Consider the following 23,096-nt stretch of genomic DNA (forward strand, 5'->3'; position numbering starts at 1 on the left):
GACACCCCTTTTTGAAAACCGCTTTTCTTATATACGAAGCAAGAGACAAAAAGTTTCTACCTATGCAAAGAAGCCTCCACACTCAATAGATGGAGGCGAACTAGTTAAGATGTAATGGATTCTGCTTTTTGTTCTTTAGATAAGTATTCAATTGCTGCTGTACCGAGTGTTTTTGAAGCGATTAACATCGCTTTTTCATTAAAATCAAACTTTGGATGATGATGTGGATAAGGAGTATCGACGCCTTCAGGCTGCGCTCCTGTGAAAAAGAATGTTCCTTTTATGTGCTGCAGATAATAAGCAAAATCTTCTCCACCCATTTGCGGTTCGGTTTCTTCCACTTTTTCCACTTCTGGAATTGTTTCTGCTACTTTTGCTAAGAACGCATTTTCTTCGCTATGATTGACAACGGCGGGGTAGCCGCGTTTAAACGAATAGTCATAGGAAGCATCAGCAGCTAAGCAGGTTCCCTGAATGACACGCTCAATTTCTCTTTCCATATCATTGCGTACATCTTCGCTAAACGTGCGAACTGTACCAACAAGCTTTGCTGAATCAGCAATTACGTTAAAGGCATTTTCCGCTACGAAAGAACCAACAGTAATGACGGCTGATTCAACTGGATTGACGCGTCTGCTGATAATTTGCTGCAAGTTAACCACGAGCTGAGAAGCAATGACAATTGCATCTTTGGTTTTGTGAGGTTGAGCACCGTGACCTCCAGCGCCTTTAATGGTAATTTCAAATCGATCCGCTGCCGCCATGAACGGACCGTTTCTGTGCTGAATGACACCTGTAGGGGTAACAGCCCATAAATGTGTGCCGAAAATCGCATCTACGCCATCTAAGCATCCATCTTCAATCATTGGTTTCGCTCCACCAGGCGCATATTCTTCAGCATGCTGATGAATGAACACAATCGTTCCTTCTAAGTGATCTTTTAACTGTTGAATGGATTTAGCGAGAACCAAAAGGGTAGCCGTGTGTCCATCGTGTCCACAAGCGTGCATTACGCCAGGAACAGTTGATTTATAGGGTACGTCTTTTTCATCTTGGATGGCTAAAGCATCAAAGTCGGCACGTAAAGCAACTGTTGGACCAGGCTTTTCTCCTTTAATCGTTGCGACGATGCCATTTCCACCAACGTTTGCTCGGTAAGGCACGCCAATTTTGTCATAAAAGCTACGGATATAAGTAGCGGTTTGGAATTCTTTGAAAGAAGGTTCAGGGTATTGGTGAAGATAACGTCTAATTTGGACCATTTCATCATAGCTTTTTTCTAGTAAAGAGTGTAGTTCTGAAATCATTAAGTCAGATCCTTTCATTGATAATAGCTGTTTGTAGAGTTTTTGTTAAATAAATAAATAGTTTAGAATTATTTGACATTTTATATTATATCAATATTTGATGAAAATGAAAACAAATGAAGCGTTCCCAATAAAAATTGATTGTACATTTGCTTTTGTTCGATGAATAATAGAAGGAGATAAATTTATACATGAGGAAGTGGCGTATGAAATATCGATTTATTCTTTTATTATTACTTGCACTGATGGGGATGTTTATAGGTGTCGTTATGACAATTAATGGACCGGTGCACGGCATAGATGCGTTCTTTCTAACCATTGCTACAAACATACATAATCATGAGCTGGTGATTCGAATTTTAGAAGTTACTTCATTTTTTGCTTCAAAGCCAATGATTATTATTCTATCCCTTTTACTTGTTGGAGTATTAGGTTTCAACAAGCGTGACACTGTAGGTGCTGTGACTGTACTGGCTTTTGTTTTAAGCGGTTATTTACTGAACAACGCCGTAAAAGCATGGATTGAACGACTACGTCCGACATTGGGAGTAGAGGGATACAGCTTTCCAAGTGGTCATGCCATGCTGGGTTTGATGCTTTATGGGTTTTTATTGTTTTTTATTATTTTTTATGTGAAGAATGAGACGGTTAGAAAGGCTTCAATTATCGTTTTTAGTTTACTGATTTTATTCATTGGTGTCAGTCGTTTCCTATTAGCTGAGCACTATATGACAGATGTTTTGGGTGGCTACTTACTAGGTGGTTTTTGGCTGACAGTGGGTTTGCTGTTTTATACGTTAGTAAAAGCTTATTTAACACCAACTGCTCCAATGAATTCAAAGCAATATATGGGATGAAAAAATCCTGGTCTAGATTATTAGACCAGGATTTTTATCGTATCCAAATTTAACTGTATTACTCATGCTTTATAAAAAATGTAAAATTTAAATAAGAAACATTGCTACGACGGTCGTGACAACTAATCCAATTGCCACGGGCTTTAAGTTTCTGCGCGCTAGCTCAAACGGACTCACACCACAGATAGCCGCAGCGGGGATCAATGCCCAGGGAATTAGCGTACCGCCGCCCATAAAAAACATATAATCATTTCGCTGATACAATAATGATTTCTCTAGGGTTTCCTGTTCCTCTTTTATATTCTTCTTTGGTATCAATAACGATTTGCGTGAAAATGCTATTCATTAACTGCTTTCGTTCATGATCAGTAGAGTATTCCCATACAGTATCGATGTTAGAGATAATATATTTTGTTTCTTCATTGGCAGTTTTGCTACTTTGATTTATACTTTTCAATTCTTTATTGATTTCTTTTTCTCGTTCTCTAAGTTGGTTAGATTTTTTTATCAACTCGTCAATGTCGATAATATCATTTTCGTACATCTTCTTTTGTTTATCTAAAAGTTTTTCAAGGTTTTTCAATTCATTAGTCAATTCATTGATTTTTTCATCTGAGTAATTAGATGAATCAGTGGAATTATATATATTTCCAACAAGTTTATCAAACATGCTAAAAATTGTTTTTGTTAAATTATCTTCTAAAATAATATGACTAGTACAATTCTTGCCAGCTTTTTTTCCAGAGCATCTGTATGTTTTTTTACCAGCTGATTTGTGACCCGAAAGAGAATGACCGCATCGTGCGCATTTTAGTAGGGTTGAGAAATAATAATTACTAGTGTGCTTTTTTCCTCCACCATTTCTTCTTTTGTCCAGTAGATCTTGTAAAGCCCAAAATTCTTCTTTAGAAATAATCGGTTCATGACTGCCTTCATATAGAGTTTGCTCTCTGGGTGGTTTTTTATAGTCTTTGGAGTTTTGATTAAAGGTTAAGTATCCGGCGTAAACGGGATTGTTGGCAATATCTCTTACTGAGTCTACATGCCATTCTCCACCTTTACGAGTTGAAAAGCCTTTGTTTGTTAAATGTTTAGCCAACGTATAAAAGCCAAAGGTTGTTGTTTGTTTGAAAATTTCTTGTACAACTGCTTTTTCTTTATCGTTAACGACTAATTTCTTTTCAACGATTTTATATCCGTAAGGAGCCATGCCGCCTTTCCACATACCAAGCTTTGTTTTTTTCTCCATACCTAAACGTACACGTTCACCTAAATTTTCACGTTCCCATTGAGCGATAGCTGCTACTAGTGTTATAAATAAACGTCCCATAGCATTTGTTGTGTCATATACTTCAGTAGCACTTTTGAACATACAATTATTATCATCGAGTATCTTTAAGATTTTATATAAGTCCATAACAGAGCGTGTCAGCCGATCTAAGCGATAAACTAATAAAACATCAATATTTCCTTGCTTCAATGTGTCCATCATTTTTTCAAAAGCAGGTCGTTGCAAATCTTTAGCCGAATAACCTTCATCAATGTACTTATCTACTAACTCCCAACCTTGAGATATGCAATATGCTTCTAGCTTTTCAATTTGAGCAGCAATTGAAAAACCGTGTTTGGCTTGTTCATCAGTTGATACCCTTACATAGACAATACATTTCATGGAGCATCCTCCTAGAATTTAATATCAAGGGGTGGCATGTACCAAACTAATTTCCCTTTAATATGAATAGGCGTATGTTCTTGCGTTTTGGCATCATAGTATTGGGTTTTGTGTTTTGGATTGAAACTTTCCGGCTCAAGAGTAATACCGTTTTGGAACTTAAAAAATCTTTTTAGTGTTGCATCATAGCCATTTACTGCCACAGCTGCCACATCACCATTACGGACTTCTTGAGTAGGATCAATTAAAGCTAAGACATTAGGAGGAATGAGTTTATTCATACTATCACCATTAACTGTTACTAAAAAAGCATTAGGATATCTTTCTGCTACTTCTACTGGGACATTAACCCACTCTTGAATTGGGGCCATATCTAAAGGTAGACCAGCAGCAATTGACCCTAATAAAGGCATCTTTACAGAATTACCTTCAATCACTTTCGGTGTATGAGGGTGTTTAGATAAAATCTCTATTTTGTCTTCAATAATATCACTTTTTAAAATTCCAAAATGGTCTGCAATCTTTTGAATTGCCCCCATCCTAGGATCTTTTATGTTATTTTCCCAAGTCGATACAGCTTTATCAGATACACCAGCTATTTCAGCTAATTCTTTTTGTGATAGGTTATGTAGCTCTCTCAATTTTTTAATATTTTTCCCTATACTCATTTTTACTACCTCCGGCCTAGTTTATATACAATATATTATACCAAAAGTAGAAGGTGTTCAATCAAAAGTAGAAAAAATTCTACTTTTTAAAGGAGGGAAAGAAGATTATGTAGAAAATATTACACTTTATATAGTTGACATTCTACTTTTGGTAGATTAATATGTGTTCGTGAGGAAAAAAAGTGAGGTGATAAAGTTGAAGTTCACTTTGAAACAAGCAAGGTTACTAAAAGGGCTCACTCAAAAAGAGGTTGCTAAAAAGCTAGGTGTCCACGTGCAAACCTACAGTAATATGGAAAGGAACCCTGATGATGTAACAGTAGGTGAAGCAAAACTGATTAGTGAAATATTAGGGTTTAGTTATGATTTTATTTTTTTTAATGACAATTCTACTTTAAGTAGAATTGTTAACGATGATTTTAATTTATAAAGTAATTATTGTTAAAACTTAATGTTTATGATTTGTCCCGTCATTTCTTCTACATATGATTTATCGAGGTGATCACTTATGGATCTTAGTGCATTTCAAATGACGGAAGAAAAAATTAGAAAGATAAGACCAATTGTTGAAAAAGCTCTTTCAAGAAAATATGGGAAAGAAATTAAGATCTTTGAAATGACTGTTGGAGGAATAACAGTGAAAATTCACAAGGAGTAACAACATGAAAGCACAAGTATCAAAACGTATAGAAAAATTGTAGCTGATATGAAGCGTAAAGGGTTCAATGTGGATGTTGTATCTCGTTATATCAAAAGTGATAAGAAGTTAACCGAAGGGAGGTGATGAAGTTGACAATTAGCAAAGAAATTCTGTCCTACGTGGCTGATGGTGACACTCACATTAAATTGGATAGCATTGAGTACAGTACGGATCTAAGAGAGATTATCACAGTTGGTTATATGCTTGAGCACCCACATGATTGAAGGGAGGTGAAGCGATGCAACAGGTAGAGAATCCAATAGTCACTGATGTTGAAAAAGATCCACAGATATATGGAATTGATGCAGCTGGTAATGAAGTATTTGTAGGAGAAGAGATTTTTCAGGCGGATGAGGAATTTATTCTGGCTGAAGTTGTAACGAAGGAAGTTGAAGAGTTTTTTAAGGCTCTAGGTATAGAAAAGGTTGTAGCAAAATAAAAATGCCTTACTCAATAAAGTAAGGCACAAAGCAGGCAATGCTGCTCCGAAACTTAGACAATTTCAGAGTACAGCAATTGTTCTTAAAAAGCAAATGGAGGTAGCACATGAATATTTCTTTTCTAGAAATGCGCATTGAAAACTTTAAGAACCACCATGTACTCACAGTTAACTTTAATGATATGACCAAAATTGAAGGCAAAAACGGTGCAGGTAAGTCCAGTATAGGGGATGCAGTGACGTATGTTTTATATGGAACGGATGCATTAGGGACTAAGCTAGATCCGCGACCAGTTGGTTGTGACGATAAGGTTGAAACGAAAGTAGAATTGCTCTTGAAAGTAGATGAGCAACAAATTCTCCTTGGCCGTATTCAAAAGAAAACAGCAAAGTATTATGTGAATGAAGTGCCCGAAAAAGCAACACGGTTTAATGAAATTGTTGAAGGGTTATTTGATAAAACATTATTTCTATCGTTATTTAATCCAACCTATTTTTTTACACAACACTGGCAAGATCAACGGAAACAACTACTCAGCTACGTAAGTGAGCCTTTAAATAAAGAAGTACTTGCAGAGTTACCCAGTGTATCTCAAAGTCAACTGGAGCCTCAATTAAAGAAACATTCTTTAGATGACCAAAAGTTACATCGAGATCGCTTTAAAAATCAAGATAAGGCATTAGAGCGAGCGAGTGAACGTGTGGTTATGCTTAAAGAGCAAGTGAGTAATAACGATTACAATATAAATGAGCATGAATTGAAAGAAAAAATCGACGTTTTGAGTAAAGAGTTATTGGAATACGAAAATCGTAATATAAATGTTCACCAACAAAGCAGAGAGAGAAGTCGTTTAGAGCTTCGAAGCGAATCATTAAAAGGTGAAATTCAACGTCAAAAAGACATTTTAACAGCAATAAAAACAGAAACACTGGACGAGCATTGTGCTACGTGTGGACAAGCATTGGATGAAAAATCAATAGCTAAGGTGAAGCAGCAACGCCAGGCGCGTTATAACACTGAAGCTGACAAAGGCATTAAGTTGGTGCAGGAGCTTAAAGATGTAAATGAAAAGCTAAATGAACTGCCAGAGCCAGTTGAAGAAAATCCTGCAGAAGCTTCACGCCTTGTGAAGATATATAGTGAGCTGAATAATTTACGTGATCAACTAGGTGATATAAATCGAACAAAAGAGCTGCTTGAGAGTATTGCGACTGCTGAAGAAAATCAGCATAGCATCCGTAAAGAGCGTAACGAATCGCTTGTGCTTATTGATGCAATTAAATCGTTCCGTACAAAACGATCTGAACTAATGGTTCACAAGATAGATAGTTTATTTACAACCATTTCTGTTCAACTGTATGAGCAATTAAAAAACGGAGAAGAGCGTGCAACTTTTGAAATTGAAAGGGATGGAAAGCCATATAGCAAGCTTTCTACGGCTGAAAAGATAAAAGCTGGATTAGAGCTAATTGAGGTTCTGTCTAAGCAGTCAGAGGTTGTGACACCGACATTTGTCGATAACGCTGAAAGTATTTTGAATTTCACCAAACCATCTGGACAAATCATTGTTGCTAGAGTGGTAGATAAAGAGCTTGAGATTATAGGTGTTTCACTAAAGGAGGAAGCAATTAATGAGTAAAAATCAAGTAACAAACGTTAATACACAAGCAGTAGTAGGGAATTTCACTCAATCGGAGCTAGATACAATTAAGCAAACCATTGCAAAAGGAACTACAAATGAGCAATTCTCATTATTTGTTCAGACGTGCGTTAACTCTGGATTAAACCCTTTCTTGAACCATGTACACTGCATCGTTTATGACGGAAAAGCCGGACCAACAATGAGCATTCAAATTGCGGTTGAGGGTATCTTATTTCTTGCTCGCAAAACGGAAGGTTATAAAGGGATCGATGCCCAAATCGTTCATGAAAACGATGAGTTTAAATTTAACGCTGCTAAAAAAGAAGTTGTACATGAAATTGGATTTCCACGAGGGAAAATCATTGGGGGATATGCAATCGCAAAGCGAGAAGGATTCGACGATGTGGTTGTAGTGATGGAATCAACAGAAGTAGAACATATGAAAAAAGGTCGAAATTCAACGATGTGGAATCAGTGGTTCTCAGATATGTTCAAAAAACACATTATGAAGCGTGCAGCTAAAATTCAATATGGTATTGAAATTGCAGAAGACGAGCCGGTGACAAGTGCTGCAACAGAATCAGTAAGCTCTTATCAATCTGGTCGAGTTGATATTACTCCATCAACTGCTCAAATTACAGTTGGCGAAACAGAAGTAATTGATCCAGATGAAGAATTAAAAACAAAATGGACTGAAGTGTACGGCAAAACAGAGAAGTTAGGTTGGAATCGTAATCAAACAAGCGATTATATCAAAACGAAAATGAAAAAGAATCCAAAAGAATTAACGCTTCAAGAGGTTGTTGGATTGCTGAAATTATTGGATTTTGAATTGAAACAACAGCCTGCTCAAAAAGAAAATTTTGATGATTTAACACATGAATTTGAGGAATTTAAGCAAGAAACGCTTCTGTAAGTAAATGGAGCACACAATTACAATTCCTCACTGTTATAAATGGATGGCTAAAGGTAATAAAAAGCTGTATCTCCAATATGTTAAAGGCTATGTTGCTAGAAGTCATCCAGAGTTACAGCCCGTTCGAATTGAAGGTCATAAAGTAATTTGTAAAGTGAAATGAGGTGAGACGATGCCTGAACCTTTTTATTTTCCTATCCACTCAGGTCTATTATCACCAGAGCATAGAGAACAAATCGGTGCTGCAATATGGGAGTTTATCTGGTTTATCTCAAAGACAACCAAAGAGTTTCAGGAAGGTGATGAAAGGCTGGGTATCGTTCTTGGAGGGAAGCCGATAAAGCATGCGGAAATTGCAATAGATTTAGGTGTGAGTGAAAGCACTGTGAAGAATCATGTGAATCGATTGAAGAAATACAAATACATTGAAACGAAACGTGCACCTTACGGAGAAATTTATTATGTGAAAAACTCGAAAAAATTCAAGCCAAAGAGACAGGCAAGAAATGGTCTATCTCTTAATGAGAGAAAGGTAAAAAACGACCTATCTGAAACAAGAGATAGACAAAATTTTACCGAGAGACAGACAAAAAATGGTCTATGTAATAAAGATATAAAAGATATAAAAAAAGAAGAAGAGGAAGTGCTCATGATAAACAGTAGTGATTTTCAAAAAATCGCAGATAAATTTATTCAACGAAGAGCAAAAGGACTCGTCTTATCGAAGATGGATGAAGCAGCTATTTATAGATTGTTAGAAGATCATATTCCTGTAGACAAGGTTTTATTCTTAATCGATAAAATTTTTGACGAATATAAGCCGAAACATCGATTAGATTATATCGCCAAGTTCGAATATGTCGAAAAAGGTGTACTGGATCGCTATCACAAAGAAAAAAAGAAAGCGAGCAATTTAGATGCGTTGGATGAGATTGCTAAGAAATACGAAATGGAGTGAGCTGAATGACCAGTAAGGAAACTATAAGCATCTTACGTTATATCGCAGAAGCTTATCCTCATTTTGATATTACAGAACAGCGTGTTGCGGTATGGATCGAACAGCTTAAAGCAGTAAATTACGAGAAAGCATTTGCCAAGCTTAAGAAACATGTGTCGCAGTGCAAGTTTCCTCCTACAATTTCTGAGATTTATGTACAGGAAGAAAAATCACGTGTAAACCGTGCACACCTTGAAAAAATGCGTAAATTGAGAGGTGAGGACTTCTATGAGCGTTACTATGCAGACTTTGGAAACGAGGTACAGTATTGAAGCTGAATGCACGCTCCTAGGGAGTATTTTGCTACAACCAAGTATTCTGCAAGAAATTAACGTGAAGCCGGAGCATTTTTATGATCCAAGGAATAGCCAAATCTATTCCTGGATGCTTCAGCTGGCGGAAATGAAGAAGCCTATTGACTTTGTAGCACTAGTAAACATGGCTGGTAATGAAAAAGTGGAGAATGTCGGTGGAGTTACATACTTGATGCAACTAACAAACGCGGTGCCGACAACAGCCAATTTCGACTATTATGCAGAAGTCATTTTAAATCTGTGGAAGCAACGAGCTGTTCAAAATGTCTTGCAACCATTTGAATCAGGATCTACACAAGATGTTGATATTCAAAGCATTATTCAGCAGCTAAACAAGATTGATACCACAGGAACGAAAGAGCGCTTTGATTTATCTTCAAAGTTATCAGACTTGTACGAGTTACCCGATACCCCAGTTCCAGCAGGATTAAGTGGTATCCCTTCGGGTTTTAAAGATTTAGATGAAATGACAGACGGGTGGCAAGATGAGGATTCTATCATTATCGGCGCTCGCCCTAGTATGGGTAAGACAGCTTTCATGTTAAATATTGCAGGAAACGCTGGTTTGAAAGGAACTATACCATGTGTTTTTTCACTGGAAATGAGCGCAGATAGCTTAATTAAACGTATGTTATCAGCCATTGGTGGAATTGACGGTAACAAAATTCGGAATCCATTCAACTATTTTGATGATAAAGACCGCGTTAACTGGGTGAAAGCAATCGGCATCTTGGAGCGCATGCAGATGCAAATCTTTGATAAGCCTGGGCAAACGGTCAATGAAATGCGCGCGCAGGTCAGGCAAGTGCAAAAAGATTATCCAGGTAAAAGCCTGTTAGTTATGATTGACTATTTAACGCTCATACGACCACAACATGATCATAACGGAAATGCTCATTTGCAAGTATCAGAGATTTCAGCAGCGCTTAAAGCTATGGCAAAGGAATTTAAAGTGCCGGTCATTACATTGGCTCAGCTGTCTCGTGGGGTAGAGAGCCGAGCAAATAAGCGTCCAATGATGTCCGACTTACGAGAATCAGGCAGCATTGAACAAGATGCAGATGTAATTGGCTTTCTTTACCGCGATGAGTACTACGACAAGGATAGTGATAAACGAAACATCTTGGAAATTGATATTGCTAAGCAGCGTAATGGTCCAACTGGTGTAGTAGAGCTATTGTACTTGAAAGAGCAAAACAAAATATTAGATTTATCACGAAAAAATACAGGGAAATGAAGGTGATGTCATGGCAGTTTTAAATCTAGCTGTTCAAAAGAGACGAGACTTTTTGATTAATGAGCTCGTGAAGTTTGGCTACTTTAAAACGACTGAAGGGAAGCAGTTGTATGAGTTAACTCTTTCAGAGTTAGAGCACATTCACATTACGGTTAAATGTAAGTTTGGTAAACAGATGCAGGAGGACGAGTGAATGGCGATTGATTCAAAAGAAATTGATAGAGTCGTAGATGACTTTGAAACAAAAGCTTCTGAGATTCATGAAATTATAGACAAGCTTCCTGCAGAACAGCAGGCATTTTATAAAGGTAAGGTTCAAGGCTTGGAATACGCAGCAAAAGTCGTTAGGACGGTGATGGTGTAATGAGGTTTGTGGGGATTGATCCATCAACTAAAACAGGTTTTGTTGCGTTAGACGAATATGGTCAGGTTTTAAAAGCGAAGGAGCTAACAGGTGTAGGTTCTCAAGATCCCAAAAGAATGGTCACACTGCTTCACGAAATTAATCTACACTTACAGTCCGGTGACAACATTTGCGTTGAAGGTTTTCCATTTGATACACAAAAAGCGATGTTTGCTGGGGGGCTACATCACGGGATACGAAACGAGTTGTACAAGCGAAAGTTAAAGTATCACGAAATAGCGCCAAATGCTTTAAAGAAGTTTGTGAACGTTACCGGATGGATAGGAGAAGAAGGAAGTAAAAAACGGCTCACTGGTAAGGAAAAGAAAAAAGCAGTCATGACAGCCGTTGAGCAACATTTCAGCTTTAAGCATGCAAGTGATAACGTAGTTGATGCCTATATTCTAGCGAGGATTGCGTGGCACCTACATCATCAAGAATTGTCATTAACTCGTTATCAACGAGAAGTACTAGCTAAGGTGACATCATGAACAGAAGGCAGCTTAAAAAGATTGTCTACTCACTGACAGAGCCGCAGTTAAATAAGTTGATACGTGATCACGAAAGTCGTGGATGGGTGCAAGCGAGTGATATTAAAGAGCACGGTTATGGGGTTGGCGTTCTAATGACATTTGGAGAAAAGGGAGAGATGAAGGATGCAAGTAACTGTTAAAGCAAATTTCAACAAGCAGACTAAGGATAGCAAGAAAGAGCTCGTCCAGTTTTATGTGAAAGGGGAAGACGAGAAGAAACAGGAGCTTAACCAGCTTACTCGTGAGGTAGTTGAACTAGAAATTGAAGGTGTAGATCAAAAGCTTACTTGTGAGTTTAGCAAAACAACGAAAGATAATAAGAAAACAACGCTTGAGTTCATTGTCAAAGGTGATACGTCAGCCGAGCAGTCGTTTAATTTCTACAAACGAGCAGGATCAGACGTTACGTTGAAGATTGTTGAATCGCAGATGAGTATTGATGAGTTTTATGAAGAGCATGAAGGTGTGGAGTATCAAGTGGATCAGGGTGGCAATGTGAATGTCAGTCCTGGTCAGATGTCATTGGATGATGTTGAAAGTGAAGGTGAAAAAGAGCAAGAGCTACTTGAGAAAACACCGTGATTGAGTTAAAGCAGCACTTAGTAGAAAAAAGGGAGCTCATGAAACAAATTGAGCTCCTGCAATCTGAAAACCATCAATTAAAGAAGCAGTATGTTGAAACGGCTAGAAAACTTAAAAGGTTTAAAAGTAAGTGCAAAGAGCTTGAGCATAAGTTAGGGAATTGACGGAAAATGCGAAATAGGGGGAATGGAAAAATGAAATCTTTTCAAGTTATTTATTGTGAAGAATGTGATATGGAATACAAGATTATATGGGATGATAAAAACTTTCAAGAGCCCACAAAATGTGCAAGTTGCGGTGTGGATGAACCAGAAATAGTAGCATCAGGTTTCTTGGTTTAATGAACAATTCGAGAACATAGCGCAGGAGGAATGATTGCCCATAGCCGAATAGGCTCACCAAACAGCTCTATTCCTACAGTACACCTTGTATGTGTAACATACAAAGCCTTAACGTTTTATTGGACCTGTGTTCAAAATAAAAAGGCGCTCTGTCAGGAGCGTCTCAAAAACTAACTATTTTATTATACCGTAATTAGAATAAAAAAAGATCAGGATTTCTCCTGATTAAGCCTAATAAAATTATACCATATTGGGGGGATTCTGATGAAACTTCAAGAAATTAAAATAAATGTTGATGCTATGAAATTGGAAGTTGATATAATCGAGCAAAAAGGAAGCTTCGTTATTGTTGTATGTAGTGGTAAAGCCAAGTTAACAACATTACCACATCATGGTGAGACAAAAATTATTACTCATCAAGGCAAGGTGAAACGGGTTAAGTTTGATGAGGGAGAAGACTTTTAAACTTTAAAAATTTCTAAATTTTATCACTTTTTCTTTAAAAATATTTTAAATAGTATATAATTATAAAAAAGTGATAAACTATAGAAAAGAGGGATTAAATGAAACAGTATAGTTTCAGTTCAGCGGTCAACCAAAAGATTGTCGATGGTATTTTACATGGGTATAAAAATTATATTCATGAGAGAAATGATAAACGCGTAACCATGAAGATTAGTGATGCTTATGCATGGGTAAAGGGAAATCACATTGATGATCAAACGGCCAGAGAGTGTGAAGAAATTGGTGTTATTTATCGAAAAGCTAAAGCGGGCTATACATGGGGATATTTACAATTTTCTTCTTCTGAAGATAAAAGCATGTTCATAATTAAAAATGCTAAGTATTTTAATGCTGCTAACTTCCCAGGTGGGAAGGGGATAAATGGAAAGAAAAAACGCAGTAATAATGAGGATAACTATTTAAAGAGGCTCTCTAAAATCAATAGAACAGTTGATTTTCCAGAAGAGTTGTCACTATTTCCATCTAAGACGGAAGATACTGAATTTATGTCTATTTTTGATGATAACGTCATGAGAGCTTTGGAAATCACAGAGGTAGATAAGTTACAAGAAGATTATAATAAATTCTATATTGTTACTTACGAAATTGACGAAGCATATATGATTTCAAAAATACAGGTTTTCATGCCTAATCCAAATGATAATAAGGCATATCTAGTGGAAGATTTAACTGGTTTTATTAATAATAGTTCAGTTGATTTTGAGGACATAGATATAACGGTTTTAGAAAACGACGATATGGATTATGATTACGAATCACCAGCTGCAATTGATTTTGATATTGTGCATGAAGATGAGTTAGAGCAAGATAAATCAAAGGGTGATCAAAGTTAGAAATTAATTTAGGAGGTAGATACCCATGTTTGTTGGTACAAATTTGACCAACATTCGAATTCTCCATGGCTATACACGCAAACAACTTGCTGACATGCTTCAAGTTACTGAACAATCTGTTTGGCAATATGAAAATGGTTATATGTCTCCAAAAATGGAAATTGTTAATGAGTTAAAAAAAATCTTCAGAGTGAAAAGTAAATATTTTTATTCTGAAGATTTCCTTGATAGAAATGGAAAATCGAATATACAACAAAGCCACATTGCTTATAGAGCTGAGATTGTCAATAGTGCTCAAAAGACTCAAAGTGAGGCAAAGAACATTGAGTTTATTAGCTCCTTTTTGAAGATTATTGAAAAAAAGCTTCATTATCCTCAGAATGAAATAATAAAATTAAGAGAAATGGTTATTCAATACATTACTACATCAAGTGATGAACGAATCAAAAAGATTCAACGAGCAGCTAAAATGGCAAGAGAATTTTTGGAAATAGATAATAAAAGTAATTTGAATTTATTATTTATGCTTGAAAAGAAAGGCGCTTTTATTTTCGAAAAAGCTATAGGAGAAAAAATCGATGCTTATAGCCTATGGTCAGAAGATGAAAGACCTTTTATTATATTAGGTAATTTAAAGAAATCTGCAGTAAGACGGAACTTCGATTTAGCCCATGAGTTAGGGCATTTATTGTTGCACTATAAAGTGGAATTTTCTTCTCTTGATAATAAATCACATAGGCAGCATGAACAAGAAGCAAATTTATTTGCAGGAGCTTTCTTATTACCAGAAGAAGAATTTATCCAAGATTTTAATAACCTTCCAAGAAAATCAAATCCAGAATCTTACATTGATTTGAAGAAGAAGTGGATGGTTTCTATTCAAGCACTTGCATATCGTGCCCAATCTTTAGAGTTGTTGGATTATCAACAGTATAGATACTTTAATATAAAGTTGAATCAATTGGGATACAAAACTAGGGAGCCACTTGATGAAAAAATAAAGATTATGAGACCAGGAAAAGTAAGAAGCATTTTACAGCTCCTTTTTGATAAAGATTATTTATCATTACGTACGCTCCTCGATACTCTAATGGTAGATATTGAATTTCTATCTAAATTATTAGGAATAGAAGTGGAATTCTTTGAAAAATACCAGAGTCAGTTATCTAAAGAATTTACAGTCTCAGACTTAACTATAAAAGCAAAATAAAAGTTCTACCAGCTAACTGGAGGACACCAATCGCTACACAGTATAACTGTGTAGCGATTGGTGTCCTTTTTATTTTATAAAAGGGGAAATGACTATGGCGCAAACTACATTACTTAGAGATGTGGATGGAAAGGGAACAAAGATAAACGTTGAGAAAGCATTTGCGGATTATCGTATGTACATGATGACAGTGCCAGATGACATTATGCCAAAGGTAACACCTAGCTATTCATTAGTGCCTCCAAGCGATACGAATGCATTTTATTCTTCAACAGAAGATACGGCTATTAAACGTGTAGACTATGAAATAAAACGTGATACCTTCATGCAGCGCGTGCAACGCGCGGTCAACCGTTTGAATAAAAGAGAACGAGAATTAATTATAAAAACGTATATGACTTATGAGGAAGTGTACGTTTTTGATGTATACAATGAAATGGGGATTAGTGAAGCAACCTATTATCGAATTCGTGAGCAAGCTTTCTACAAACTTGCATTTGCATTACAAATTCAAGTCTATAAGGAAAACGAGACGCCTGCATAAGGGGTCTTTTTTATTTATGAGAGAAATATGAAAGGATTTTGAAAGAAGAACGAAAGGTTATTAGGTTCTAGGGGTGCTATTATGGTATTAACGAAAAATATTTAAACAATAGTTTTTAGAGGCTTTGTTTTCCGTAAAGTGACACCAATGACAAGTTCTGTATCCCAATGACTTGATAAAGGTTCAAATTACCATCTTTTATACGATATAATTTGTACAGGGGGTGATAATATGAGTACAGCAGGACGTTGGAGTCATTTAGACCCAGGTGGCGCTTCACCTGTATTATGTACAGACCCTGGAGGTGCTGGTCCGACATTAGATCCAGGTGGAGTAGCGCCATCAATGGACCCAGGTGTTATTTAAATTGAATAGTTAATAAGGAGAACGCTGAGTAAATCAGTGTTCTTTTTATGTTGAAATAAAAAACATTTTTGTATAAATTTCCATTAATTGAGTTGACGAACGTCATCTATTTTGGTATAATTAAAGTATCGAAAGGAGGTGAACAAAGTGGACATGGAAACAGTTGAAAGACTTCTTCGAATGTTAACTTGGCTAACTGGAAGTGTCGTTGGAATTATGACGATAGAGAAGGAACTAGCTGAAAGAAGAAAGAAGTCGAAGAAAAAGAAAAAGCGACGCTCTCCTAGCAAAAAGAAACGTCGCAAATAACCAAGGGAGGTAAGGGGGTAACCCCTTCCTCTTACTAAATATTATATCATGTCCATGAAAAAATATGAAATTCTTCTCTTTTACGTTTTTAATGTCAATCTTGTTCGCTACGCATTTTGCAACGATGGATTATAATAAGCTGCATTGGTTAGACATTACAGCTTCAATTTTAGCTGTCGTGTGGTTAGTGCTGACAATTATTATAATCGTTTTAAAAAGGAGGAACGCTTGAGTTATGAGTGATTCATTTCACATCACGAATAGAGAACAGCTAATAGAATTTCTAGCATCTGAGGTAGTAACAACTTCCGATGCTATAGAGATGCTAGGAGTTAGTCGTCAGTATGTAAATAAGCTAGTTAACACTGGTAAGATAAACCCTATACGCGAAAGCCCAAAAGAAAAGTTATTTCTTAAATCTGATATATTAGCAAGGAAAGAAAAAATGGAAAAAAATAAATGAAGTAAAAAGCATCCTGTATATTGGGGTGCTTTTTTATTTCTATGAAAGGAGTGGTTGGTCATTAAATATACATTTATGAGTTTTCGTCGATTTATTGGATTTTGGTTATTGCTTTACTTTATAGGTATGTCACTCGAAGAAGAGCAATTCTTAAGAGGATTATTAATTACTAATACTTATTTCCTGCTAGAGATAGTGGTTTTTATTACGAAAAAAGAAACTGCTGATAAAGAGCAATTATAAAGCAGTCAGGAGAATGTCAATGTTAACAACGTTTAAAGTCATACTCATTATTGTTCTACTTGTAACAGCATTAGGAACCATTGGGGCAAGTAGTAATAACGAACGTACACATTACTGCAGCTTAGCCATTGCATGCATAGCAGCATTAACCTTTCTCTTTAAAACCATGTAAGAGGTGATAGTAAATGAATGGATTAAATATAGAAGAGTTCCAACAAGCTATCCAAAAAATTTGTAACGGGGTAGCTTTATTTATTGAACGTATAAAGAGTTTTTCATCTAGATTAAGAGTAGCTGCAAGAAAGTATATAAAAGTTCAAGCAGATATTAAAAGAACAAAGCATATTCGTCAATCATGGGTAATGAAACAAGATACTTGTAGAGGTAGCCAAGTGTTATGTAATAAGCCAAGAGCGCATATAAGAAAGCTTTTGTACTAGGAGGACAAGTGATGAATAAGAAATCAATTGGTGAAGATGCTAAGTTACTTGTTATTGAGTTAGATTCCATTAACGATGTACCAAAGGTTTACTACAAAGGTGAAGAGATTAAGATGAAACAAAGAGTAGACTTCACGTGGATTACTAAAAATGAGTGCGAACAGCTATTTGAATCTCCATACATTAATATCGAACAGGTGGTGACAGGTGAAGGTTGTCATCTTAAACGTATTGGATATAACGAAAGAGTAATAGAACAACCTAGACTCTTGTTATCTTTTGATGAACATAAGGACAAGGGGACTGTATTAGATAAGTGGATTAATAAGTTATTCAACAGGAAGAACGGTAATGGTTGAGTACAAGACAATCCAACAGAAGCGTAAGTTCTATGACAGTGGTGATTGGAAGAGAATACGTGAAAAGATAAAGAAGCGAGACAACTATGAATGTCAAGAGTGTAAACGTAAGGGGAGACTCACCTTTGATACGAATGAATACAGTGAAAGTGCAAAGCGTAAGAAGATAAAGCTGGTTGTCCATCATATTAAAGAGCTTGAATATTATCCGGAGCTTGCATTGGATGAGGAAAACCTTGAAACAGTGTGTGTGGATTGCCACAACAAAGAACATGGTCGAGACTTTAAAAATAAAAAGCCGAACAAATGGCAACATGATGAGATGTGGTAACCCCCCGGTCAAAAGTTTTGGCCTTTTTTTCGTTCCTGGGCACCGGTGAGGGGGCTCGATTCCGCAGATTTCTTCGCGCACATAAGGATTTTTAGAATAGATATTGAAAGGAGGGAGGGCATGGGCAAGACGACTATTAGGAAATCGTTATTGGAGCAGCTTGAAAATAGAGGTTTTTCTGGAGAAGTCTATAGAGATTTAGTCAATGATTATATGAATCTCTGGGACAACAAAAACGCTTTGCAAAAGGATATTAAAGAAAGAGGCGTTGTTTTTAAAGACCGTTCTTCTGTAGGTGTTGAGATGTATAAAAACAATCCATCTGTTAAAGATCAATTAGCGGTGAACAAACAAATGCTGCAGATATTAAAGGACTTATCTTTAAATATTCCTGTAGAAGATGATGAAGATGAAGATGATCTAACATGATTAGAAATAAGTATGTGGACCAATACATTCAATCGTATCGAGATGGAAAGATTCTTTTAAATCAGGAGAGAATCGACTTAATTACCTATCTCGAAAAGTATGTTTTGACGCGAGACGATATTTACTTTGATGAAGAACAAATCGAAAACTATATAAAATTTAGTGAGAAATGGTACTTTAAATTAGATCCGTGGGAGAAATTTATTGCACCATTTATTTTTTTATATTTTAAAGAAGATGACGAATTGTTCTTTGAGGAATTTTTTATCACAATGGGCCGTGGTGGAGGGAAAAATGGTTTTATCTCTACACTCGCTCATTATTTTATTAGTCCATTGCATGGAATAAAAAATTATGATGTGTCAGTTGTTGCAAATAGCGAAGACCAGGCAGAAATGAGTTTTAAGGAAGTTTACAATGCAATTGATGAAAGTTCGTCTTTAAAGAAACAGTTTGCTTCAACGAAGCTGAAGATAACCGGAAATAAAACAAAAAGTGTTTTCCGTTTCCGTACATCGAATGCGGGCACCAAAGATGGTGGCCGTGAAGGTTGCGTTATTTATGATGAAATTCATGAGATGGTAGACCGAGAAATTGTCGATGTATTTTCTGGTGGTCTTGGTAAGGTTCGTAACCCGCGTGAATTTTTTATAGGAACAAATGGATTTGTTCGTGAAGGATTTTACGACAAGTTAATGCTTCGTTGTAAAGATGTGCTTAGCGGAGCTGATTTAGAAGATCGAATTTTTCCGTTTATTTGTAAGCTTGATGACAAAGAGGAAGTTAACAGTGAAGATATGTGGGAGAAAGCAAACCCTGCATTTGAAAAGCCTTTAACATCCAGAGCAAAGCGGTTAATGAACAAAGTCAGAAAACAATTCCGTAACAAAGATGGACGCGTTGCTTTTATGACAAAGCGGATGAACTTCCCAGAAAAAGATTTAACAAAGTCTGTTGCATCTTGGGAAGAGATTTTAGCTACTAACCGCCCATTTCCTGATCTATCACATCGTACATGTGTAGGTGGTCTTGATTTTGCCAGTATTAAAGACTTTGCAGCGGTTGGCTTGTTGTTTAAATTCGGTGAGGACTATATTTGGAAAACCCATTCCTTTGTTCGAAAGGGATTCTTAGATACGGTTAGCTTAAAGGTCCCAATAACTGAATGGGAAGAGGATGGGCTTTTAACGATTGTGGATGAGCCGGTTATTGATATACAACATATTGTAAACTGGTTCGTTGAGATGCGTGAACGATATGGTGTAACAACGATTGTAGCAGACACCTTCAGATTAGATTTAGTGAAATCAGCATTAGAGGCTGAGGGTTTTCATTTGCTGTATATACGAAACCCTAAAGCCATTCATTCCTTATTAGCTCCGCGTGTTGAAACATTATTTGCGAAGCGCCAGCTTATATTTGGTGACAACCCATTGATGCGCTGGTATACAAACAATGTATACGTACACATAAAAAAAGACGGAAACAAAGAGTATTTGAAGAAAGATGAGTTTAAACGTAAAACAGATGGATTCCAGGCATTCATTCATGCCTTATGGCAAGCAGATAATATCATTGTTGATGAAGCAGACTTTATATTAGGGGGAATTAAGTTTTAATAAAAACAAAAAAGAGGCTTGGTTTCCCAAAACCTCCCTATAGAAAAAAGCAAACAAACGTTCTTGTTAATTATATGCATAGGGGTGGAAAAAGTAAATGAATTTGCGTATCAACACGATTTACAACATGGATTGTTTGAAAGGAATGGAGTTACTACCAGACAAGTCTATCGACATGATTTTGTGTGATCTTCCGTACGGAACTACTAAGTGTAGTTGGGATGAGATTATTCCTTTCGGTAGACTTTGGGAACAATACGAGCGAATTATTAAAGATAATGGCGCTATTGTCTTAACTGCTAGCCAACCGTTTACAACGAAGCTCATCGCAAGTAATATTCGCTTGTTTCGCTATGAGTGGATATGGAAAAAAGGAAGACATTCTACAGGTTTTCCAAATGCAAACCGAATGCCTTTAAAAAACCATGAGAATATTTGTATATTTTATAAAAAGCTCCCTACTTACCATCCGCAAGGATTATTACCTTTAGTGAAAGCACGTAAGAAGTCGAGGAAAACAGTAAGCAGCATCTATGGTAAAAATGAGAAAAGCCTTTTAAATGACTACACACCTAAGTATACAAATTATCCAAAGAGTGTTTTAGATTTCCCTAGAGATAGCAAAACGTTTCACCCAACTCAAAAACCACTCACTCTTTTTGAGTATTTGATTAAAACATACACTAACCCTGGTGACGTGGTGTTGGATAATTGTATGGGGAGCTTTACAACAGCTGTAGCTTGTGACAACACCAAACGAAACTGGATCGGCTTTGAATTAGAAGAGGAATACTGCGAGAAAGGAATAGAGCGCATTAATAGCAACCGTGAACATCTAGGGCTTTCCCAAGTTGAAGTAATTAAAGTCTAAAGATTATGCAATGTAAAGGGGGTGAGGACAATTGGGTGGCTAGATGGGATTTTTAAACGAAATAGTGAACTTGGTTTTATGTTTGATGTGGAAATGTTTATTACAAAGGCAAACCGAGTTCACATGAAAAAGTTAGTTCTGGATACATGTATCGCATTTTTAGGCAGGACAATTAGTCAATCTGAATTTAGAGTGAAGAATGGTTCTTCCTATGTAAAAGACGAACTGTACTACCGGCTAAATGTCCGACCAAACAAGAACATGACAGCCAGTACGTTTTGGGAGACGTTTATTCATAAGCTTGTCTTTGATAATGAATGTTTAATTGTCCAATCGGATGACGGAGATCTTTTACTTGCAGATGACTTCCAACATATTGAGTATGCCGTATATGAGGATGTCTTTGTTAATGTCACCGTTAAAGAATATACGTTTCAGCGGAGCTTTAAACAGAACGAGGTCATTCATTTACGTTATCGAAACGAAAAGTTAACGCCTTTAATTGATAGCCTATTTACTGATTACGGAGATTTATTTGGGAGAATCTTAAATTCTCAAAAACACAAAAATCAAATCCGCGGTACAGTAGATATGGATATGTTGGCTGCCAAGAGTCCACAGCATCAAGCAAAGCTACAAGAATTCATCGACAACATGTATAAAGCAGTTGGTGAAAAAGATGTAGCTATTATTCCTCAACAACCAGGATTTAAGTATGAGGAAAAGTCGAATGGAGGAAAAACCGGCCAAAGTGTTGATGAAATTAATAAAGTCACAAATGGTTTTTTCAATCAAGTAGCAATGGCGTTAGGGATTCCAACAAGCCTGGTGTATGGAGAGATGGCAGATGTGGAGAAGCAAACAAAAAATTATATGCTTTTTACCGTTAAACCTTTATTAAAAAAACTAGCGGATGAAGCAAATGTGAAGTTTTTTGAGAAAGACGAATATCTAGCTGGGCAAAAGATTGATATTAAATGCATTTCTTATCAAAGCATCTTCGACCTTGCTACAAGTATTGATAAGCTTATTTCTTCTAGTGCATTTACAGGAAATGAAATTCGTCAGGAGGTAGGTTATGACCCTTCCGATGATCCGAAGCTGGACAAGCATTATATTACGAAGAACTATGCTGAAATGAGTCACGATGAAGGAGGTGAGAAACAAAATGACAATGAACATTGATATTAAAGGGCCAATTATTTCTAACGATGAAGCTTGGATTTATGAGTGGTTTGAAATGGACGCTACAAGCCCGCGTATGATTATCGAGCAGTTGGAAAATGCAAATGGAGAAGATATTATTGTATCTATTAACAGCCCAGGCGGTTATGTAGATGACGGTTCAGAAATCTATACAGCTCTTAAAAACTATCCAGGATATGTAGAGACACATATTGTTGGTTTAGCTGCAAGCGCAGCTTCTTTCATTGGAACTGCAGGAGATAAAGTGTTAATTTCACCAACAGCTCAAATTATGATTCACAATGCGTCTATGGGGAACCGTGGTGATCATCGCTCAATGGATAAAGCTTCTGAAATGCTAAAAATCACAGATAGAGCCATTGTAAATGCGTATGTGTTGAAAACAGGTAAAGAGGAGCAGGAGCTATTAGACATGATGGCCAAAGAAACATGGATGGGTGCACAAGAAGCATTAGAGCATGGTTTTGTTGATGAAATTATGTTCACGAATCAGACATTTAAAGCAACAGCTTCAAGTGCTGTCACGGCAATGATTCCTCAACAAGTCATTGAGGGGTTTCGAAAAGGCAATATGAAAAAAGGACAAGGGATTACAAAAGAGGATTTACAAGCATCACTTGCTGATTTAAAGGCAGAAATCCTAAATGATTTACAGCTTAATAAAAGAAATGAACCGAAAGAGCCTACTCTTCCACCTGTTAACCAGAGGAAATTGAGTAAGCTCTTTTTAAATTTATAA

At 36.5% G+C, this 23,096-nt stretch carries 36 protein-coding genes; 32 read left to right on the plus strand and 4 right to left on the minus strand.

The window, feature by feature from the left end:
* Positions 1 to 104: 104 nt before the first annotated feature.
* The gene (locus tag MKZ18_RS03350; RefSeq protein ID WP_100348058.1) at positions 105 to 1,307 is read right to left on the minus strand and encodes a M20 family metallopeptidase; all 1,203 of its coding nucleotides are present in this window, start codon (positions 1,305 to 1,307) and stop codon (positions 105 to 107) included.
* Positions 1,308 to 1,498: 191 nt separating this feature from the next.
* On the opposite strand from MKZ18_RS03350, the gene MKZ18_RS03355 reads away from it, so the two are divergent.
* Positions 1,499 to 2,164, plus strand: coding sequence for a phosphatase PAP2 family protein (locus MKZ18_RS03355; protein ID WP_061786592.1), 666 nt, complete (start codon positions 1,499 to 1,501; stop codon positions 2,162 to 2,164).
* Between the two features lie 87 nt (positions 2,165 to 2,251).
* Here MKZ18_RS03355 and MKZ18_RS03360 read toward each other — a convergent pair whose 3' ends face one another.
* The 3 genes from MKZ18_RS03360 to MKZ18_RS03370 are packed head-to-tail and all read right to left on the minus strand — an operon-like array spanning position 2,252 to position 4,504.
* Positions 2,252 to 2,428 (minus strand): hypothetical protein, encoded by a 177-nt coding sequence (locus tag MKZ18_RS03360; RefSeq protein WP_186317459.1) that lies wholly within the window; start codon positions 2,426 to 2,428, stop codon positions 2,252 to 2,254.
* Complete coding sequence (locus tag MKZ18_RS03365) at positions 2,412 to 3,836, minus strand: recombinase family protein (RefSeq protein ID WP_061785142.1); 1,425 nt, start codon at positions 3,834 to 3,836, stop codon at positions 2,412 to 2,414. Before MKZ18_RS03365 ends, MKZ18_RS03360 begins: the two co-directional genes overlap by 17 nt.
* An 11-nt stretch (positions 3,837 to 3,847) precedes the next feature.
* The gene (locus MKZ18_RS03370; protein ID WP_061785143.1) at positions 3,848 to 4,504 is read right to left on the minus strand and encodes a LexA family protein; all 657 of its coding nucleotides are present in this window, start codon (positions 4,502 to 4,504) and stop codon (positions 3,848 to 3,850) included.
* 187 nt (positions 4,505 to 4,691) lie between these two features.
* Here MKZ18_RS03370 and MKZ18_RS03375 point away from each other — a divergent pair, with 187 nt between their 5' ends.
* The 31 genes from MKZ18_RS03375 (at position 4,692) to MKZ18_RS03525 (ending at position 23,096) form a co-directional block, all read left to right on the plus strand.
* Positions 4,692 to 4,934, plus strand: a complete 243-nt coding sequence (locus MKZ18_RS03375; protein ID WP_309247692.1) for a helix-turn-helix transcriptional regulator — start codon at positions 4,692 to 4,694, stop codon at positions 4,932 to 4,934.
* A 78-nt stretch (positions 4,935 to 5,012) separates the two neighbouring features.
* Entirely contained in the window at positions 5,013 to 5,162 is a 150-nt protein-coding gene (locus MKZ18_RS03380) for a hypothetical protein (RefSeq protein WP_167556174.1), read from the plus strand.
* A gap of 125 nt (positions 5,163 to 5,287) precedes the next feature.
* Positions 5,288 to 5,428, plus strand: a complete 141-nt coding sequence (locus MKZ18_RS03385) for a hypothetical protein (RefSeq protein WP_156413449.1) — start codon at positions 5,288 to 5,290, stop codon at positions 5,426 to 5,428.
* Between the two features lie 14 nt (positions 5,429 to 5,442).
* On the plus strand, positions 5,443 to 5,643 hold the full coding sequence (locus MKZ18_RS03390; protein ID WP_025907770.1) for a hypothetical protein: 201 nt from the start codon (positions 5,443 to 5,445) through the stop codon (positions 5,641 to 5,643).
* 107 nt (positions 5,644 to 5,750) lie between these two features.
* Positions 5,751 to 7,283, plus strand: a complete 1,533-nt coding sequence (locus MKZ18_RS03395) for an ATP-binding protein (RefSeq protein ID WP_340842935.1) — start codon at positions 5,751 to 5,753, stop codon at positions 7,281 to 7,283.
* Positions 7,276 to 8,202, plus strand: a complete 927-nt coding sequence (locus MKZ18_RS03400; protein ID WP_025907768.1) for a RecT family recombinase — start codon at positions 7,276 to 7,278, stop codon at positions 8,200 to 8,202. The genes MKZ18_RS03395 and MKZ18_RS03400 overlap by 8 nt, the downstream gene beginning before the upstream one ends.
* 172 nt (positions 8,203 to 8,374) lie before the next feature.
* Positions 8,375 to 9,160, plus strand: a complete 786-nt coding sequence (locus MKZ18_RS03405; protein WP_025907767.1) for a hypothetical protein — start codon at positions 8,375 to 8,377, stop codon at positions 9,158 to 9,160.
* A 5-nt stretch (positions 9,161 to 9,165) separates the two neighbouring features.
* The gene (locus MKZ18_RS03410; protein ID WP_061785146.1) at positions 9,166 to 9,471 is read left to right on the plus strand and encodes a replicative helicase loader/inhibitor; all 306 of its coding nucleotides are present in this window, start codon (positions 9,166 to 9,168) and stop codon (positions 9,469 to 9,471) included.
* Between the two features lie 28 nt (positions 9,472 to 9,499).
* Positions 9,500 to 10,750: a replicative DNA helicase gene (gene dnaB / locus MKZ18_RS03415; RefSeq protein ID WP_061785147.1), complete on the plus strand. Its 1,251-nt coding sequence runs from the start codon at positions 9,500 to 9,502 to the stop codon at positions 10,748 to 10,750.
* Between the two features lie 10 nt (positions 10,751 to 10,760).
* The gene (locus MKZ18_RS03420) at positions 10,761 to 10,943 is read left to right on the plus strand and encodes a Fur-regulated basic protein FbpA (protein WP_025907764.1); all 183 of its coding nucleotides are present in this window, start codon (positions 10,761 to 10,763) and stop codon (positions 10,941 to 10,943) included.
* Entirely contained in the window at positions 10,944 to 11,114 is a 171-nt protein-coding gene (locus MKZ18_RS03425; protein ID WP_153301201.1) for a hypothetical protein, read from the plus strand. It abuts the gene before it with no gap.
* Entirely contained in the window at positions 11,114 to 11,644 is a 531-nt protein-coding gene (locus tag MKZ18_RS03430; RefSeq protein WP_025907763.1) for a hypothetical protein, read from the plus strand. The genes MKZ18_RS03425 and MKZ18_RS03430 overlap by 1 nt, the downstream gene beginning before the upstream one ends.
* On the plus strand, positions 11,641 to 11,826 hold the full coding sequence (locus MKZ18_RS03435; protein WP_025907762.1) for a hypothetical protein: 186 nt from the start codon (positions 11,641 to 11,643) through the stop codon (positions 11,824 to 11,826). The genes MKZ18_RS03430 and MKZ18_RS03435 overlap by 4 nt, the downstream gene beginning before the upstream one ends.
* Positions 11,810 to 12,268 carry a hypothetical protein gene (locus tag MKZ18_RS03440; protein ID WP_061785148.1) on the plus strand — a complete coding sequence of 153 codons (459 nt, stop codon included), beginning with the start codon at positions 11,810 to 11,812 and terminating at the stop codon, positions 12,266 to 12,268. The genes MKZ18_RS03435 and MKZ18_RS03440 overlap by 17 nt, the downstream gene beginning before the upstream one ends.
* A gap of 194 nt (positions 12,269 to 12,462) precedes the next feature.
* Positions 12,463 to 12,609: a hypothetical protein gene (locus MKZ18_RS03445; RefSeq protein WP_156474903.1), complete on the plus strand. Its 147-nt coding sequence runs from the start codon at positions 12,463 to 12,465 to the stop codon at positions 12,607 to 12,609.
* A gap of 264 nt (positions 12,610 to 12,873) precedes the next feature.
* Complete coding sequence (locus MKZ18_RS03450) at positions 12,874 to 13,074, plus strand: XtrA/YqaO family protein (protein WP_061785149.1); 201 nt, start codon at positions 12,874 to 12,876, stop codon at positions 13,072 to 13,074.
* A gap of 98 nt (positions 13,075 to 13,172) precedes the next feature.
* Positions 13,173 to 13,967, plus strand: coding sequence for a spr1630 family ClpXP-sensitive toxin (locus MKZ18_RS03455; RefSeq protein WP_061785150.1), 795 nt, complete (start codon positions 13,173 to 13,175; stop codon positions 13,965 to 13,967).
* Positions 13,968 to 13,992: 25 nt separating this feature from the next.
* Complete coding sequence (locus tag MKZ18_RS03460) at positions 13,993 to 15,177, plus strand: spr1629 family repressor/antitoxin (protein ID WP_061785151.1); 1,185 nt, start codon at positions 13,993 to 13,995, stop codon at positions 15,175 to 15,177.
* Positions 15,178 to 15,271: 94 nt separating this feature from the next.
* Positions 15,272 to 15,721 carry an ArpU family phage packaging/lysis transcriptional regulator gene (locus tag MKZ18_RS03465; RefSeq protein ID WP_061785152.1) on the plus strand — a complete coding sequence of 150 codons (450 nt, stop codon included), beginning with the start codon at positions 15,272 to 15,274 and terminating at the stop codon, positions 15,719 to 15,721.
* 231 nt (positions 15,722 to 15,952) lie between these two features.
* Positions 15,953 to 16,087, plus strand: coding sequence for a hypothetical protein (locus MKZ18_RS03470; protein WP_260864962.1), 135 nt, complete (start codon positions 15,953 to 15,955; stop codon positions 16,085 to 16,087).
* A 147-nt stretch (positions 16,088 to 16,234) separates the two neighbouring features.
* The gene (locus MKZ18_RS03475) at positions 16,235 to 16,396 is read left to right on the plus strand and encodes a hypothetical protein (protein ID WP_156474904.1); all 162 of its coding nucleotides are present in this window, start codon (positions 16,235 to 16,237) and stop codon (positions 16,394 to 16,396) included.
* 235 nt (positions 16,397 to 16,631) lie between these two features.
* Positions 16,632 to 16,859 carry a helix-turn-helix transcriptional regulator gene (locus MKZ18_RS03480; RefSeq protein ID WP_025907007.1) on the plus strand — a complete coding sequence of 76 codons (228 nt, stop codon included), beginning with the start codon at positions 16,632 to 16,634 and terminating at the stop codon, positions 16,857 to 16,859.
* A 262-nt stretch (positions 16,860 to 17,121) separates the two neighbouring features.
* Positions 17,122 to 17,274: a hypothetical protein gene (locus MKZ18_RS03485; protein ID WP_156474907.1), complete on the plus strand. Its 153-nt coding sequence runs from the start codon at positions 17,122 to 17,124 to the stop codon at positions 17,272 to 17,274.
* 13 nt (positions 17,275 to 17,287) lie between these two features.
* Positions 17,288 to 17,542, plus strand: a complete 255-nt coding sequence (locus MKZ18_RS03490; RefSeq protein ID WP_061785153.1) for a hypothetical protein — start codon at positions 17,288 to 17,290, stop codon at positions 17,540 to 17,542.
* 11 nt (positions 17,543 to 17,553) lie between these two features.
* Positions 17,554 to 17,901, plus strand: coding sequence for a hypothetical protein (locus tag MKZ18_RS03495; protein WP_061785154.1), 348 nt, complete (start codon positions 17,554 to 17,556; stop codon positions 17,899 to 17,901).
* Complete coding sequence (locus MKZ18_RS03500) at positions 17,894 to 18,232, plus strand: HNH endonuclease (protein ID WP_061785155.1); 339 nt, start codon at positions 17,894 to 17,896, stop codon at positions 18,230 to 18,232. Before MKZ18_RS03495 ends, MKZ18_RS03500 begins: the two co-directional genes overlap by 8 nt.
* A gap of 120 nt (positions 18,233 to 18,352) precedes the next feature.
* Positions 18,353 to 18,661 (plus strand): P27 family phage terminase small subunit, encoded by a 309-nt coding sequence (locus MKZ18_RS03505; RefSeq protein ID WP_061785156.1) that lies wholly within the window; start codon positions 18,353 to 18,355, stop codon positions 18,659 to 18,661.
* Entirely contained in the window at positions 18,658 to 20,280 is a 1,623-nt protein-coding gene (locus MKZ18_RS03510; protein ID WP_061785157.1) for a terminase TerL endonuclease subunit, read from the plus strand. Before MKZ18_RS03505 ends, MKZ18_RS03510 begins: the two co-directional genes overlap by 4 nt.
* Positions 20,281 to 20,377: 97 nt before the next feature.
* Positions 20,378 to 21,151: a DNA-methyltransferase gene (locus MKZ18_RS03515; RefSeq protein ID WP_061785158.1), complete on the plus strand. Its 774-nt coding sequence runs from the start codon at positions 20,378 to 20,380 to the stop codon at positions 21,149 to 21,151.
* Between the two features lie 21 nt (positions 21,152 to 21,172).
* Positions 21,173 to 22,336: a phage portal protein gene (locus MKZ18_RS03520; protein WP_341344492.1), complete on the plus strand. Its 1,164-nt coding sequence runs from the start codon at positions 21,173 to 21,175 to the stop codon at positions 22,334 to 22,336.
* A complete protein-coding gene (locus MKZ18_RS03525) occupies positions 22,320 to 23,096 on the plus strand; it encodes a head maturation protease, ClpP-related (protein WP_061785159.1) in 777 nt (258 codons plus the stop codon). Before MKZ18_RS03520 ends, MKZ18_RS03525 begins: the two co-directional genes overlap by 17 nt.

Origin of the sequence: Priestia sp. FSL W8-0001 (assembly GCF_038050335.1) — a bacterium.
GTDB classification, from domain to species: Bacteria; Bacillota; Bacilli; order Bacillales; family Bacillaceae_H; genus Priestia; species Priestia flexa.